Raw genomic sequence first — 13617 nt, forward strand, 5'->3', positions numbered from 1 at the left:
AAGTACTTTTCCAGTTTTCAACATGTAATTTTAACTTTGAAAACGGTCAACCTATATCAGGGAATGACAGTGGTTCGTATATAAACTTCACCTCAAGACGTAAGGCATGAAAATAAAAATTGGAGAAGGCTCTCGGTTTCGAAATCAAAACGGCGCTAATATCACATTTCGAATACCGGGAGACTTCTCCAATTTTATTTTTTAGTTAAGAAGGATTTCAACACATCTTACAGTGATTTACAAAACCACTTTACGAACCACAATTCTTCATTCTTAACTCTTCATTCTTCATTCCCTTATCCTACAAAATATTTACTCTTTGGAAGGTAAGACAACAACTTCACTAAAATATAACTTGCTATCCAAGTTAAAGCTGTAACTAATAAAATAGAAACAGGTGTAGATAAATTCATAGGTTGTACTACATAAGTCCACGAAAGACCTATGAAGAATAAGTGGGATAAATAAACGCCGTAACTTAATCTTGAAAGTTCTTTCACTACCTTGTATACTTTTTCATTTTGATAATCGATGGTACGGATCATTAAGAACAAACCGATCGTCATTAAAATTACATTTGGTGTACAGAAACGGAAAGGTAATTCTACAAAGTAGATCTCATTGGTATGTGCCAACATCTCTCTGAATACTGTAAACGTGATGGCATAGCCTACAAGGAAAATAACCAATCCTAAAAGTCTACTTTTGGTTTTACCCAAGTCCACAAACTTTCTGAAATAAAAGGCTAGAACAATAAAACCTAGGTGACCTGAAAAGTAAAAGAGTGAGTGAAACTCATTCCAGAATACTTCTCCATAAACTCCTGTAGGGAAAGCCAATTTTGCGAAGTGGTGGAAACTTGTGATAAACCAAAGCACAAGGTAGAACTCTATAAAACGTTTAGAGGCTGTTTTTAACCATGGTGAAATAATAGGTAAAAATAAGTAAACGCCCACCAACATATACACGAACCAAAGGTGTCCTGATTCTAAGTTGAAGTTGTGGAGTAAAGTGGTCATTTTTCTTTGCATCACATCAAAGTTATCGACTCCAAAAAGATAAGGAACGATAGCGTAAAGCACTGACCAAATAATAAAGGGATAGAGAATTCTTGTAAATCTTCTCTTGTAAAAAACACTCGGAGTATCTTTTACGGGAACAAGCAAATAGCCGGAGGCCATTACAAAAAGGGGAACACAAGCCCTAATAGGACTACTCATCAAAGCCACCCAGAAATCATCTCCGGGTTTCATGGAAACATGATCTACTGCAAGGTAAAAGAGTTCTATGGCATGTACCATTAAAACCAACGTAATAGAGATCACCCGCAGATAATCTAGAAACACAATTCTGTTCGATGATGAGTTAATTGTTTTCGTAGTCGTTAAATCCATTTTCATTTAAGTATAAGTAATTATTTATACCAACGGATATAAAAATAAAGGGTATAACATCGTACAACCTAAAAGGAAATATTAACGACTCAAACAGTAAATTTGAATCCTAAAACTACCCTTCTGTATTTTGTTGTTGACGTTTCACTTGAAGCAGATATTCTAAGTCTTCTACAGATGTTTCCATTGACTGAAAATACTCTAATGCTTCTGGCTCTTTTTCATAAGCAAACTTTCCTTCTAACTCCTCTCCTACTTCTATTATTTTTGAAAGAGGAACTGCAAAGAAATCCTTTTCTAGGTTCACTTTATTAACCGAATATTTTTGAAGTCTTTCTTTTAAAGTTTGATATAATTGTTCTGCATTAGTGGCATTGATCAGTGCATGTACATCAAATGGGAAAGGTAAAGTTTCACTTAAAGCATTGATTTCTGATTGGGGATTGTCTGATTGTGTGTAGCCAATTTTGAAAACTTCCTCTCCAAATGATCCATAGTTTGAAAGGATATAAACAAAGCCTGAAGTAGTAGAAGTTGACGATTGATCAGAGGCTCTTTGAATATGCTCTTCTACTCTATCCAATTTGAATTGCAATTGCTGTACTTGCTTTTCGTTTGCCGCATGAAGTGCATTGTGTAATTCTCTCTGCAAGGATAATTTTTCTTGTTCCAAACGCTCCAACTCTCCTTTTACTTTTTCCTGGAAAGTACGCTCTTCTCTCATTTTATCCTTCAACTCATTTTGTGATTGTTGTTCCAGATCCTTTCTTACTAAGTCCTCAAACTTACGTTGCAAAGATTTCTGAGCTTGTTTTAAAGCTTCTTTATTTTCATAATCATGCGCTAAACAGAAATCAAAAACCTCTTCTAATTTGTTTTTAGTTTCCACATAATTACTAGCCGTCACTTGAGTAGCTAAGAAGTCTGTATGATCCTTCAGCAATCTTTCCGCTGTTTGAATTAAGTTTTTATGCTTAAGATCACGATCACTTTCTAATTTCTTGAACTGCTCCTCTAGTGTAAAATACTTTTCCTGTTCTTCTTTCTTTACTTGTGCTAACTTTTTTTCAAGCACTTGATAACGTTCTTCTGAATCGTCTCTTTTATTCAATAAAATAGTTTGTGCTTTTATTTTCTTTCCTCTATTAATACTCAATAATAATAGTATTAAGGCGAGACAAAAAAGTGCAAAAAATGCTGACGCGATATAAATAAATTCGTTCTCCATTACAAGTAAAGACAAGGTTGAAAAAGTATTATTACCTCTACAAAAATAGAAAAAGTAAATAGTATTTCAAGTAAACTTTTTGAGTAGAATAAAGGAAATTTCTCACCTCTTACCAACTTAGTTTTTGAGTAATCGTATAATTAATTGGTAAGAATAATTTCTAAAATTATATTCGTAACTGATACGTTGTAAAACTTCACTAGACTTAAAACAAACGTTCTATAAAGTGTCAAATCAAAATCAACAAAATGAAAATTAACGCAGAGAAAATTCAAAAAGAAGGAAAGAGTACCGTAAAGGATTTCTTTCAAGTACTTATTATGGTCTCACTTTTTTCGTGGCTGATTGGCTGGCGAAGTGTAGTCCCGACAAGTTCATTGGAACCTACCATACAAGCAGGTGACCATATTATCATTTCAAAATTAAATTACGGAGCCATTACTCCTGCTACTCCATTACAATTACCATTGATTCATGGCTATGGTTTAGACTGGATTTCACTTCCTACTTTCCGCTTGCCTGGTTTTTCAGAAGTGGAAAAAGGAGATATTGTTGGTTTCTTCTACCCACCGGAAGACATGCCCGTTGATTTAAAAACAATCTATTTGAAGCGTTGTGTTGCCACTCCAGGAGATACTATACAAATTAAAAATGCTGATGTTTATATCAATGGTCAGTTGATGTTTGATGATGTAGAAACACAGCATCAGTTTGAAGTGTTCACAGAAAATGGTTTATCGAAAAAGAAATTAGAACAGCTCGATCTGTATCATTACGATCACAACAACGATAAAACTTACCCTTCCGGACAACGTAATTTTATCGTTCATATCTCAGAACAGAAAGCTGAAGTGATCAGAAAAGATCCACATATTAAAAAGGTAAAAAGCATAGTAAGTAGAGAAGCGGACTTTTATCCTGCGACAAGAGTTCCAAAAAAAGGAGATATTGTAAAGCTTACGCCAAAGAATCGTCAGCTGTATTTACCTATCATTTTAAAGTATGAAGACAACAATGCGAAGTTTGTTGAAGGTAAAGTTTTCATTGATGGAAAAGAAATTAAGGAGTACGAAGTACAGCAAGATTACTTTTTTATGATGGGCGACAACCGACACAATTCTTTAGATTCTAGGTTTTGGGGATTCGTTCCAGAAGATCATATTTATGGAAAAGGGACAATTGTACTATTCAACTTAAAAGAATTTGATAGCAGTAGAATGTTTAAATCGCTCTAAAAATATATTCAATTTCATAAAAAAAGCACTGAAGTAAATCTCAACTTTAGTGCTTTTTTTATAGTGCATCTTTATAAACCCAATGCCCATTTTCCTTTTCGAAAAAAGAAGACGCTTTTTTTAAATATTTCTGTTGAGGTTTTTAGGAATCGTATACGGATAATGTACCATCTATTATTCATTGCGATATAATATTTCACAAAAATATTTAAAAAGAACGGTTTCGTTCTTGCATATATGAGAACGTTTTCGTTCCTTTGTATCATGAAAGTTAAAGAATTTGTAAAACTAGCAGAAAACGTAGGATGGACTTTCGATAGACAGAAAGGAAGTCACATGATCTACACCAAAGATGGAGCAGCTAGGCCATTGGTTATACCAAATCATGGTCTCGGCAAAGAGATACCAAAGGCACTTGAGAATAGACTGAAAAAACAAGCAGGAATTACCAAGTAAAACACAAGATTTATCTTTCAAGTGGCAGATTAGCAACCTGCCACTATACTTCTTAAAACAAAAAGGTTAAAGCGCCTATAATTATATAATTTTCAATATTGTCGAAGCAAGATAATATCAGTAAGAAAAAGTACACATTTATACAAAACTACTATCATGAAAGCGTTTATTAATTATTCAGACGGAATGTACTGGGTCAGCTCTTCAGAGAATGAAGGGATAGGCTTTACATGCGGAGAGACCATTGAAGAGGCTATAAGCAACTTCAATGACATTGTAGAGATTTACAATGAAGAGGGAGCGAATGTTAAGACAGACGATATTCAATACGTCCTTAAGGAATTGTTCGAAGAGCTTGGAATAAGCACAGCTTATATAGCTAGTCAGTTAGGAAAAACAAGACCTTGGCTTTCCAAAAGAATCAATGGAATCGTAAACTTCACAGAGGAAGAAAGATCTGAAGTAGAAGGAGCTATCAGAAAAATTGGAGAGAATGCTTCAAAATTCTCGTTAGCATAGAAAAATAAAACGAAAAACCCCTCCAAACACGAGGGGTTTAATTTTACTAAAAAACTCCTACTTATCAATTAAAACTCTCAAAATATGCTTTTAAAACATTATAGGGCAGAATAATAAACCCAATGCCCATTTTCCTTTTCAAAAGTAGACTTTTCATGAATCACAGAAGGTCTTCCTCTCTCTACAAAGTAAGCTTTGAACTCTACTACACCGAAATCTTCTCCTTCTAATCCTTGCTGTTTATTGATAATTTCAAGTCCTTTCCACTCCACTGCTTTTGCCCATTTTACAGTTTCTTTCCTCTCTCCTCTTGACTTTGGTCTTGTTTTAGAGTGATGACTTTTATGCAAATATTCCCCGTCCGCAAGTACATAAGCAGAGTAACGGGAACGCATTAATTGTTCTGCTGTGATTACATTATTGATATCATCATGAGCTATTTTACAGCAGTCTTTATATTGTTTTCCTGATCCACAAGGACAGCTCTTTTCTTTTTCCATAAAGGGTAAATTAGAATAATTTCGTTTTTGGCAAATTTACCAAAATCGTTTTCTAATAACATTATTATTATCTGTAAACTTACACAATAATAACAATTACTCTCTTACTAATCTCCGATTGTATTGAAAGGAAAAAGTGATTTGCCGTTTTTGGCAAAATTGCCAAAAACGAAAAAAAGTGGTCTCTCAACCACTTTTTATCTATATATTTTTTTGAATCCTAACCTTCTTTTGATCTCTTCTTGAGTAACTCCCATTCGAATTAAATCTCCTAAAGTTACCCCTTTTCTGAATTTCGTCTTTACATTTTTATTAGATGCTGATGATAACATAAGTATGTAATTTTAAATTCAACATACTTTATTATACGCCAACTTACTTTGACTTGTTTTAAAACGTCATCTAATAAAATCGAACAAACGTTACAATGACCTAAAGAAAGCTTCTCTTAAAATCTGTAATTCCTGATGCTCATTCAATACAATGTAATGACTTTCTAGAGCGACTTCAACTTGAGGAGAAGGGTTAGTTGTAATGATTCCAACCTTCAATTTTTGCTTCTCTACCTGACGTTTTGCCTCTTCTAATAAAGAGTCATCTACAACAATATAAAACTTATGACATGATGCTGAAAGGTCAATAAGACTGTTCAGGTTTTGAAGATCATCAAAAGTAGAAACAATTTGATAACCTACTACAAGCGGTGAAAGTTCCGAATCATTCGGCTTTACCACTTGAACTACATCAGCAAACTTACTTTGTTTTACTTCTGCGTTGTTCTCCACAAAACGGATTGTAAAATCATTGTAATGCTGATGTGAAGGATTGACATTTTGTTCTTCAAAAGAAGTATCAGGGTACCTGAAAGCTAAAGCTACTCTACTCACTTTTTCTACTAAAACAGCATTGTTCAATAAAGCTTGCACCTGTTTTGGTGTTAAATCTTTATCTACTTTCTTAGGTTTTCTACTTCTCTTTTTCTTCTCTTCTAGTTCAACAGCTCTTAATTCTGTCCATGCTTTATGAATAGAAAGATAACCATCCATCACAGCATTCAACATATCAGCAGGTCCCTTTTCAATAACCTTTTTCATTTTGGTTACATTCTTAGTGGATACACCTGCAATCTTTGCCGCTTCCTCAGCTCTGTTGATTCTTCCTTTAGGATCAATGTTCAATGACTTTTTCAAATCATCCAACTCATTTTGCTCTTCAGAAACTTCAACCGGCTTGGCCTCTACCTTCTTATCTGCCGCCGCGTTGAAACCTTGCACCTGACGTTTTTTTCTTTCTTTCGCCTCAATGCCCAAGAATTCTGTCAACTGAAGTGCAATACGTATCTTTTCTGCATCACCAATATTACGTCTACCCAACTGATTTCTCAGCATCCAAATGCGGACGTCATTGTGCGTACTGAATTTTAATTCCTTACAAGGAATGTATTCCAATCCCAGTTTAATGGCCGCTTCACAACGGTGATGACCGTCGACAACAGTATGAACTACTCTTGCTCCGGTATTATCTCTTAATGTATGAGTCCAATATAAAATAGGTTCACGAACGCCTTCTGCTTTAATGGATTCTTCAAAATTTCGAGCTTCGTCTTCAGTCTGCTTACGAATTAGTTCTCTGTATTCAGGTTCAATATGAAATGCACCTGGAGATTTATAATCCACGTTCGTCAACTTCTCCTGCGATTCTTTTTCTCTAAGAGAAGTTTTGCCCTCTTTTAATTTTTCTTCTTCTTTCTTCTTAAATTTATCTAGGTTAAGCATAGTTCATATTTGTTCTAATACAGTACAAAAAACAACACCACTTTAATCTAAAACAGGAAGTAATTCATGAATTAATGAACGCACCTCTTTTGTAATATTCGTATTGCTGAAGTTAGTATCCCTTTGGTATTGGATAGAATCAGGAATAAAAGTATCCAGTAATTTCAATCCCATATAGCCATCCAATTCGAAAGGCATTCTAGATTCTTTTACTGTTCTATTTACTCTGTTTCTAATTCCAATAATTTTTGTAGGTAAATCCAATGAATCTCTTACGTCAGCAATATTACTGATACTTGAGATCGTTGGCCCCAATGCCGTTTCATTTAAAGTAATTGGAACAATCACATCAGAATTGGCAATTATACTTGTCAACAAATCAGTCACTGCTACATAACCCGCAGTATCTACTAATATATAATCATAAGTATACTGACTGTCTTCAATTAGTTTTCTATACTTTTCAGATACGGCAATTGAATTGGAATCAAAGCTAATGACATCAATATTCTCATGTCTACCATTTTCCGCATACATTGCTAGTGTCTGCTGTGGATCGGTATCAATACATAATACTTTCAAGTCGGGGTTCACGATAACAATCCCCATGGTAATTTGTCTCAATAAAGAAGACTTTGTATTACCACCTTTAGAGTTGATCAAAGAAACTACTTTCGCAGGAGGTCCTTTTACAATATAGTCCAAAGGTACTTTAAAGATGTCGGCGATCTTAGATAGACCAGAATAAGGAATTTCCACTTTTCCTTTTTCCCATTTTATTAGGCCTTGAACAGAAATGTCAATCAGCTGAGCCAATTCTTTCTGTTGCATATTATTTTTTTTTCGAAGTTTGACGATATTTTCTCCGATCATGTCTATGAAGTTATATTATTGTATAATTACAAACGTAATATAATTCTGATAAAGGTCAAAACAACACGTTAAATTATATCATAGATTAACTTAAACGTGTAATAATTGTACTATTAAGTACTACCAATCGTTGATCATCTTCGCAAAAGTGCCTTTGTTAGGGAAAATTTCATTTCTCTGTACAGCATTTCTTAAGTCTCTGATCTCCTTTTTCAATGGTTTCATCACCTGATATTCTTCTAAGTCATTGACAAACACCTCAATAGCTTTACGGATGATCGAATTTCCAAGTCCTAAAGACTTCATATCCTTGTAAAACACGAAAAGTTGATTGTTCAATTCATCTAAATATACCTGATGCCACTCTCCAAATTTCTTGGTAGAGAAATCATACGTACCGAAGTAGTTTAGCTTTTTAGCCAATTTCGTTGAAAGCTCATTGAATAACTTCTGATCTGTTCCATATTCTGGACAAGGGAAGTTAACAGGCTCAAATTTATACGAGTTGTCAGGTTTCTTGGCAGGTTGTTTTAATTCATCTTGATTAATCACAATCTCAATATTGCCAAATGCACTTTCCGCAGGTGATTCCTTCATAGAAGATGCGGTAGAGGCAGGTGTTGCTTCAATATTTAAAGAAGCTTTACCATTCATGATATACGAAAGCATGTTGTTCTGTACACCAATGATAAATTTCTCTCTTGAACCTCCGGCATGTTCAGTGATAATTTCACCCAACCATTTTCCAAGAATTTTTTCATTCATCACAGGATCAACAATTCTTGCTTCCACATCTTTGTAGCAATTGTTGTTTAATCGATAAAGGTGAATGAAATTGTCAAATGTATTTTTTAAGGTAGCATCTTGGCTGAATTCTGTATTCAGTAACTCCATAGAAGAATCAAAATCATTCTCTCTCTGCTGAATATCCACCTTACCAGAGAAGAAGAACTCCAATACTTTGATTGTTCTTCCCTGTTTGAACTCTTTCAATGATACTTCGATGTCCGCATTCTTGTTGATGTCCTTGATGGAAGGCGTGATCACAGACTGCTTCAATCGGCCATATGATTGATATGTTTTATGTTTCTCCAGTCCAAAAACGGCTCTGAAGTCATCCACTGTTATTTTTCTACTCTCGTAAAATCCAATCCCTCTCGACAGCAAATCATACAGCTTTGGTCCATATTTAGAACGCATCTGACGGATATTGCCGTAAATATAAGTAGTGTAGTTACTTTTAGCATTCAGGTAAGGCAAAAGGTTATCTGAGTATTCAAACGTCACCTTAGTTTTGTCCAGTACAATTCTATCAAAAATAGAGATGTACTCCTTGCGGTAACCCTTGCTCAGAAGGCTCACATCGCCGTCTTTACCAATAATGACCGGAAGACCTGCATCCTTATCGATAGGCGTGTAGAACATGATCATAGACGATTTGAGAAGCTGACAAGCTTTGTCTACGTCCTTCAAGTTCTGACCTCCTACATAACGCCCATAGAAACTCGAAAGCTTAAACGTGATAGGCTTTGAGTAATCCTCACTATGGAAGGTATTGGTATAAATAAATAACTTTTGTGCTAAGCCAGGAATAGGAAGCTGGGTATTCGCTTCTATTATCTGATTGGGTCGTTTTACCAATTCAGCACGGGTAGTGATGTTATTTATTAAATCCATATTTAGATAGATAATATTAATCCCAAAAAATAAGTGCAGTCAAAAATTACGGTGCACTTAGTATATTTAAAAGTCTAATTTATATCAAAAAACGGAAAAACAAACATTTTTTACGGTGTAAATAGTATTTTTAATTTTCAATTGCGGTTAAGATAGTATTTAAAGAAAGAAAGTGCGGTTAAGATGATATATTTAATTTTCATTTATCAAGAAGTTACTCACAAGTTGACAAAAACTCCTTAGTCCAAAAATTGGATCAAAATAGTAGAAGGGACATTCTATATATACTAAATAAGACGTAAAAATAGTTCCATTTGGGCTAAAAACACGAAAAAAACGTAATCTGAGCCAAAAATTACGGTTAAGATGGTATACTTAAATAGAGATTACGGTTAATCTGATCATTAATTGCGGTTAAATCAGTATTTAAAGGCAATAATGCGGTGCAAATAGTATTTATAAGTAAGGAAAAAACGGTTATTCAACAGAAATTACGGTTGAAATGATATATTAAAGCCCAAATTGCGGTTAAGATGGTATAATTAGAAAAGTATTACGGTTTACCTGATCATTAATTGCGGTTAAATCAGTATGTATACTGTGGTTGTATTTAATTCGAATTACGGTTAAGATGGTATATTAAATAGTCCAATCAACTTATTTTCAGATAGATACACTTGTAATAAAGAATAATAAGAGATAAATAAAAGAATAAAACGTATTTCTCCTTTTGGTGAAAGTAAGGTTAAACTGTGTATTTAATGGAGCTTTTAGGACTTAAAACACCTGTTATACGAATACTCCGCACTGTTTTATGGTTAAGTGGATATTCTAACACCGAAAATTATGGTTCCAGACGTATTTTAAAGGTTTTTTTGCGGTTAAATAGGGATATTAAAATTTGTCATACGGTTAAGTAGATATATTCCTGTGGTTAAGTAAATATTCATACTGCGGTTAATTTGGTATCCAATTACGGTTAGTTTAGTATCTAAAAGGGTTATTAAATATTGAATATCAATTAGTTATGTTACCCTATAAATAATAAGTATATAAAATAATTAAATAAATAGGGTTAAATATATTCTTTTGAAGATGGAGATTATATTAAAAATATCATTCAGGAAAGAATGTAAATACCAATTGAACTCTATTAGAGAAAAAGAACTGATTAACGGTTAAAACAGTATTTATTAATAAAAAGAATATAAAAAACAGTTTTCTCCGCAAAAATTACGGTTAAGATGGTATTTGAGGTTAAAATATTACGGTTGAAATAGTATTTACGTTTAAAAATTGCGGTTAAGGTAGTATAGATGGCATTTCAACCGTAAAAATATTGTGGTGATAAAGTAGTTTAAATCATATATAATCCTTGATTAATATACTAAAACTCCACTCTGACGTATTTAAACCAATATTATTGCGGTTAAGATGGTATTTAAAGGAATAAATTATGGTTGAGATGTGGTGTATTATGGAAAAAAACAGAATTATTACGGTTAAGGTAGTATTTATAGCGGAGTATTATGGTTTAAATGGTATTTCAATGGTGTAAAATGCTCTAAATATACTGAAAGAACCGTAATTCTGAAGTTTTGTAAATCCTTCTCCTTAAGAATCAGTATTATACGTAGTTTGAACACCTCTACTATTGGGTATATTTTGTACTATTTTACCTATTGAATTTCATTATTAGTGAAAAATTTACCTTTATAAGTTGAATTATTACCTTTAAAGTGAAAAAAATATCTTTTTTAGTTTTTTACCTCACTTTTTTTGTGTTGATTTGTTGAGAATTATGAAAATATCGCATCATGACACAAAAAGACATACTAGATTTTATCAAAGACAATGATATGCTGAAGGTTTCAGTGGTCGAAAAGAAAGCTGGAATCCCTACTAGGTCGCTTCATAAAGCTTTGAATGGAGAGCAAAACTTGAAAGCGGAGTATATCGAAAAACTGACACAGGTATTGACTCCCCTTGGTTTGAAATTGAAAGACAAGTTTAAAGTGATTTCAATTATCAATAACAAAGGCGGTGTAGCAAAAACAACAACGGCTTGTAATCTTGGAGCGGCATTATCAAGACTGGGTAAAAAAGTATTGTTGATTGATGCAGATCCTCAAGGTAACTTGACACAGCATTTGGGTTACAAGGATCCTCAATTCTATGAGGGGAAAGAACTCTCAGATATTATTGAAGGAAAGTGCGATGTAAATAATGCCATCATTCAGTATCAGGAAAACCTGCATATTATTCCTTCCACTACCAACCTGGATTTTACCAATAAAACACTCAACAGAAACTCCGGTCCTTCTTCTTATAAGTTGGTGAAAAGGTATGTGATTGAAAAAATTGAGGGGGAATATGATTATATTTTCTTCGATTTATCTCCTTCATTTGCTTTAATAACGAATGACTCTTGCTTGATTGCTTCTAATAGGGCCTTGATTCCAGTGGATGCTTCTGAGTTTGCTTTTAGAGGAATCAACAACGTATTGAGTCACATTAATGACTATAAAGAGGAGAATCCTAACTTAGAAGTATTAGGTTTCTTGTTTACAAAAACGGGTAGAACCAAAGATATGCACAAGTATAAGGAGGCATTGAGATCTACACATTACAGAGTTTTTGAAACAGAAATTGCCGTAAGAGATATGGCTTATAACAAAGGGCCGTTGATTGGTAAAGATATTTTCTCATTGTTTGAAGACGAATCCCTTAAGAAACAGGAGAAGGAAGGGATCAAGAAAGCAATGGATGAACACACTTATTTAGCACAAGAAATTATAGCACATGCCTAACGAAATTAATATTGGAGATTTTTTACCAGGTAATGATCAAAAGTCATCTAAGCTCATTGATTCCAAAAAGGAAGAAATGTCTTCTGGTAAAATTCACGTGATTGATGAACTGAAAAAGTGGATCAGACCACTTACAGAAACGGAAAGAAATACGCTTGAGGAAAGTATAAAGAACGAAGGGGTAAGAGATCCTTTGACATTTTTCTATTTAGCCAATGGCCAAAAAGTATTGCTGGATGGTCATAATAGATATGAAATCTGTCAGTCTTTAGGCGGTGAAGATAATGGTTATGACTTTGAAGAAGTGATTGTAGACATCGATAATATTGATGATGCAAAGCTTTGGATGATCAAAAACCAAGTTGGAAAACGTAACCTTTCTAAGCGTGAGATGTCTTATTACAGAGGACATCATTACCTTACACATAAAGGAAAGCAGGGAGAAAAAACAGGTGATGGAAAACTTTATAACCTTTTGGCGGAGGAGTATAATGTAGGGAAAAACACCATTCTTCGTGATGCAAAGATTGCTGAAGTTTTAGATATGGTGTCTGATTTATTCAAGCATTCTTATTTTGATGGAGAAGTAAATGTATCTCAGGCGAAGTTTGAAGAGGCACTGAAAGCGACAAAAGAGGGTGTTATTGAGGTAGAAGAATTAGAAGATTTTCTTCAGAATAAGTTGGTTGAAGCTCCTAAGAAAACTTCAAGGGCTGTGGCCAATACTCCCAAACCTTTTACTTTTAATAAAATCAATAAGACCATCCGTACTCTTATCGACGCTCCAGTGGATAAGGATTTAGGGAAAGTTGAAAAGCTAGCTATGGAAGAATCAGTAAAAGAATTGATTCAGAAGTTTGGTTTAGATATATAAAAGATTGGTGTTCTTGTACACCATTGTATTTAGCACCAGAACAAAAATAAAGAGACTTTTTGAATGAAGAATGAAGAAAAGGTGGTCCGTATTGTAGTCCGTGTGAACGTTACAATGCAACATCTCTACAATGGTATCCTTCATAAAGACCATTTTATAGACTAGAGTACGAAACATTTTTCTTCATTCAAAAAACATCCGATAGACACTCAAATCTATCAAAAAAAATCAGGGTATGTATTGGCGTACATACCCTGAGAAAACATTTTTAAAATC

12 protein-coding genes are annotated in these 13617 nt (G+C 33.8%); 5 read left to right on the forward strand and 7 right to left on the reverse strand.

The window, feature by feature from the left end; genetic code table 11:
* Positions 1 to 296: 296 nt before the first annotated feature.
* Complete coding sequence (locus HHU12_RS26320) at positions 297 to 1394, reverse strand: acyltransferase (RefSeq protein WP_169659727.1); 1098 nt, start codon at positions 1392 to 1394, stop codon at positions 297 to 299.
* Positions 1395 to 1509: 115 nt separating this feature from the next.
* Positions 1510 to 2622 carry a GIY-YIG nuclease family protein gene (locus tag HHU12_RS26325; protein WP_169659728.1) on the reverse strand — a complete coding sequence of 371 codons (1113 nt, stop codon included), beginning with the start codon at positions 2620 to 2622 and terminating at the stop codon, positions 1510 to 1512.
* 248 nt (positions 2623 to 2870) lie between these two features.
* Between HHU12_RS26325 and lepB the strand changes: the two genes are divergently transcribed.
* The 3 genes from lepB to HHU12_RS26340 all read left to right on the forward strand — a co-directional run bounded on the left by lepB (position 2871) and on the right by HHU12_RS26340 (position 4832).
* Positions 2871 to 3857 (forward strand): signal peptidase I, encoded by a 987-nt coding sequence (lepB, locus tag HHU12_RS26330; RefSeq protein WP_169659729.1) that lies wholly within the window; start codon positions 2871 to 2873, stop codon positions 3855 to 3857.
* 237 nt (positions 3858 to 4094) lie between these two features.
* Positions 4095 to 4313, forward strand: a complete 219-nt coding sequence (locus tag HHU12_RS26335; RefSeq protein WP_205959997.1) for a type II toxin-antitoxin system HicA family toxin — start codon at positions 4095 to 4097, stop codon at positions 4311 to 4313.
* Between the two features lie 156 nt (positions 4314 to 4469).
* On the forward strand, positions 4470 to 4832 hold the full coding sequence (locus tag HHU12_RS26340) for a helix-turn-helix transcriptional regulator (RefSeq protein WP_169659730.1): 363 nt from the start codon (positions 4470 to 4472) through the stop codon (positions 4830 to 4832).
* Positions 4833 to 4930: 98 nt separating this feature from the next.
* Here HHU12_RS26340 and HHU12_RS26345 read toward each other — a convergent pair whose 3' ends face one another.
* The 5 genes from HHU12_RS26345 to HHU12_RS26360 form a co-directional block, all read right to left on the reverse strand.
* Entirely contained in the window at positions 4931 to 5332 is a 402-nt protein-coding gene (locus tag HHU12_RS26345) for a YchJ family protein (RefSeq protein WP_169659731.1), read from the reverse strand.
* Positions 5333 to 5529: 197 nt separating this feature from the next.
* Positions 5530 to 5664 carry a hypothetical protein gene (locus HHU12_RS35715; protein ID WP_262889433.1) on the reverse strand — a complete coding sequence of 45 codons (135 nt, stop codon included), beginning with the start codon at positions 5662 to 5664 and terminating at the stop codon, positions 5530 to 5532.
* 90 nt (positions 5665 to 5754) lie between these two features.
* Positions 5755 to 7107, reverse strand: coding sequence for a ParB N-terminal domain-containing protein (locus tag HHU12_RS26350; protein WP_169659732.1), 1353 nt, complete (start codon positions 7105 to 7107; stop codon positions 5755 to 5757).
* A gap of 42 nt (positions 7108 to 7149) precedes the next feature.
* Positions 7150 to 7980: a helix-turn-helix domain-containing protein gene (locus HHU12_RS26355; RefSeq protein ID WP_262889434.1), complete on the reverse strand. Its 831-nt coding sequence runs from the start codon at positions 7978 to 7980 to the stop codon at positions 7150 to 7152.
* 120 nt (positions 7981 to 8100) lie between these two features.
* Positions 8101 to 9657 carry a replication initiation protein gene (locus HHU12_RS26360; protein WP_169659734.1) on the reverse strand — a complete coding sequence of 519 codons (1557 nt, stop codon included), beginning with the start codon at positions 9655 to 9657 and terminating at the stop codon, positions 8101 to 8103.
* Between the two features lie 1817 nt (positions 9658 to 11474).
* Between HHU12_RS26360 and HHU12_RS26365 the strand changes: the two genes are divergently transcribed.
* Entirely contained in the window at positions 11475 to 12467 is a 993-nt protein-coding gene (locus tag HHU12_RS26365) for a ParA family protein (RefSeq protein WP_062621538.1), read from the forward strand.
* The gene (locus HHU12_RS26370) at positions 12460 to 13341 is read left to right on the forward strand and encodes a ParB N-terminal domain-containing protein (protein WP_169659735.1); all 882 of its coding nucleotides are present in this window, start codon (positions 12460 to 12462) and stop codon (positions 13339 to 13341) included. Before HHU12_RS26365 ends, HHU12_RS26370 begins: the two co-directional genes overlap by 8 nt.
* Positions 13342 to 13617: the final 276 nt, after the last annotated feature.

It is taken from the genome of Flammeovirga aprica JL-4 (assembly GCF_012844305.1).
GTDB classification, from domain to species: Bacteria; Bacteroidota; Bacteroidia; order Cytophagales; family Flammeovirgaceae; genus Flammeovirga; species Flammeovirga aprica.

What these genes read in the sequence shown, in the direction of transcription:
- HHU12_RS26320 (WP_169659727.1), bottom strand. Translation starts at nt 1,394, where the DNA reads ATGGATTTAACGACTACGAAAACAATTAACTCATCATCGAACAGAATT.
- HHU12_RS26325 (WP_169659728.1), bottom strand. Translation starts at nt 2,622, where the DNA reads ATGGAGAACGAATTTATTTATATCGCGTCAGCATTTTTTGCACTTTTT.
- lepB (WP_169659729.1), top strand. Translation starts at nt 2,871, where the DNA reads ATGAAAATTAACGCAGAGAAAATTCAAAAAGAAGGAAAGAGTACCGTA.
- HHU12_RS26335 (WP_205959997.1), top strand. Translation starts at nt 4,095, where the DNA reads ATGAGAACGTTTTCGTTCCTTTGTATCATGAAAGTTAAAGAATTTGTA.
- HHU12_RS26340 (WP_169659730.1), top strand. Translation starts at nt 4,470, where the DNA reads ATGAAAGCGTTTATTAATTATTCAGACGGAATGTACTGGGTCAGCTCT.
- HHU12_RS26345 (WP_169659731.1), bottom strand. Translation starts at nt 5,332, where the DNA reads ATGGAAAAAGAAAAGAGCTGTCCTTGTGGATCAGGAAAACAATATAAA.
- HHU12_RS35715 (WP_262889433.1), bottom strand. Translation starts at nt 5,664, where the DNA reads ATGTTATCATCAGCATCTAATAAAAATGTAAAGACGAAATTCAGAAAA.
- HHU12_RS26350 (WP_169659732.1), bottom strand. Translation starts at nt 7,107, where the DNA reads ATGCTTAACCTAGATAAATTTAAGAAGAAAGAAGAAGAAAAATTAAAA.
- HHU12_RS26355 (WP_262889434.1), bottom strand. Translation starts at nt 7,980, where the DNA reads ATGATCGGAGAAAATATCGTCAAACTTCGAAAAAAAAATAATATGCAA.
- HHU12_RS26360 (WP_169659734.1), bottom strand. Translation starts at nt 9,657, where the DNA reads ATGGATTTAATAAATAACATCACTACCCGTGCTGAATTGGTAAAACGA.
- HHU12_RS26365 (WP_062621538.1), top strand. Translation starts at nt 11,475, where the DNA reads ATGACACAAAAAGACATACTAGATTTTATCAAAGACAATGATATGCTG.
- HHU12_RS26370 (WP_169659735.1), top strand. Translation starts at nt 12,460, where the DNA reads ATGCCTAACGAAATTAATATTGGAGATTTTTTACCAGGTAATGATCAA.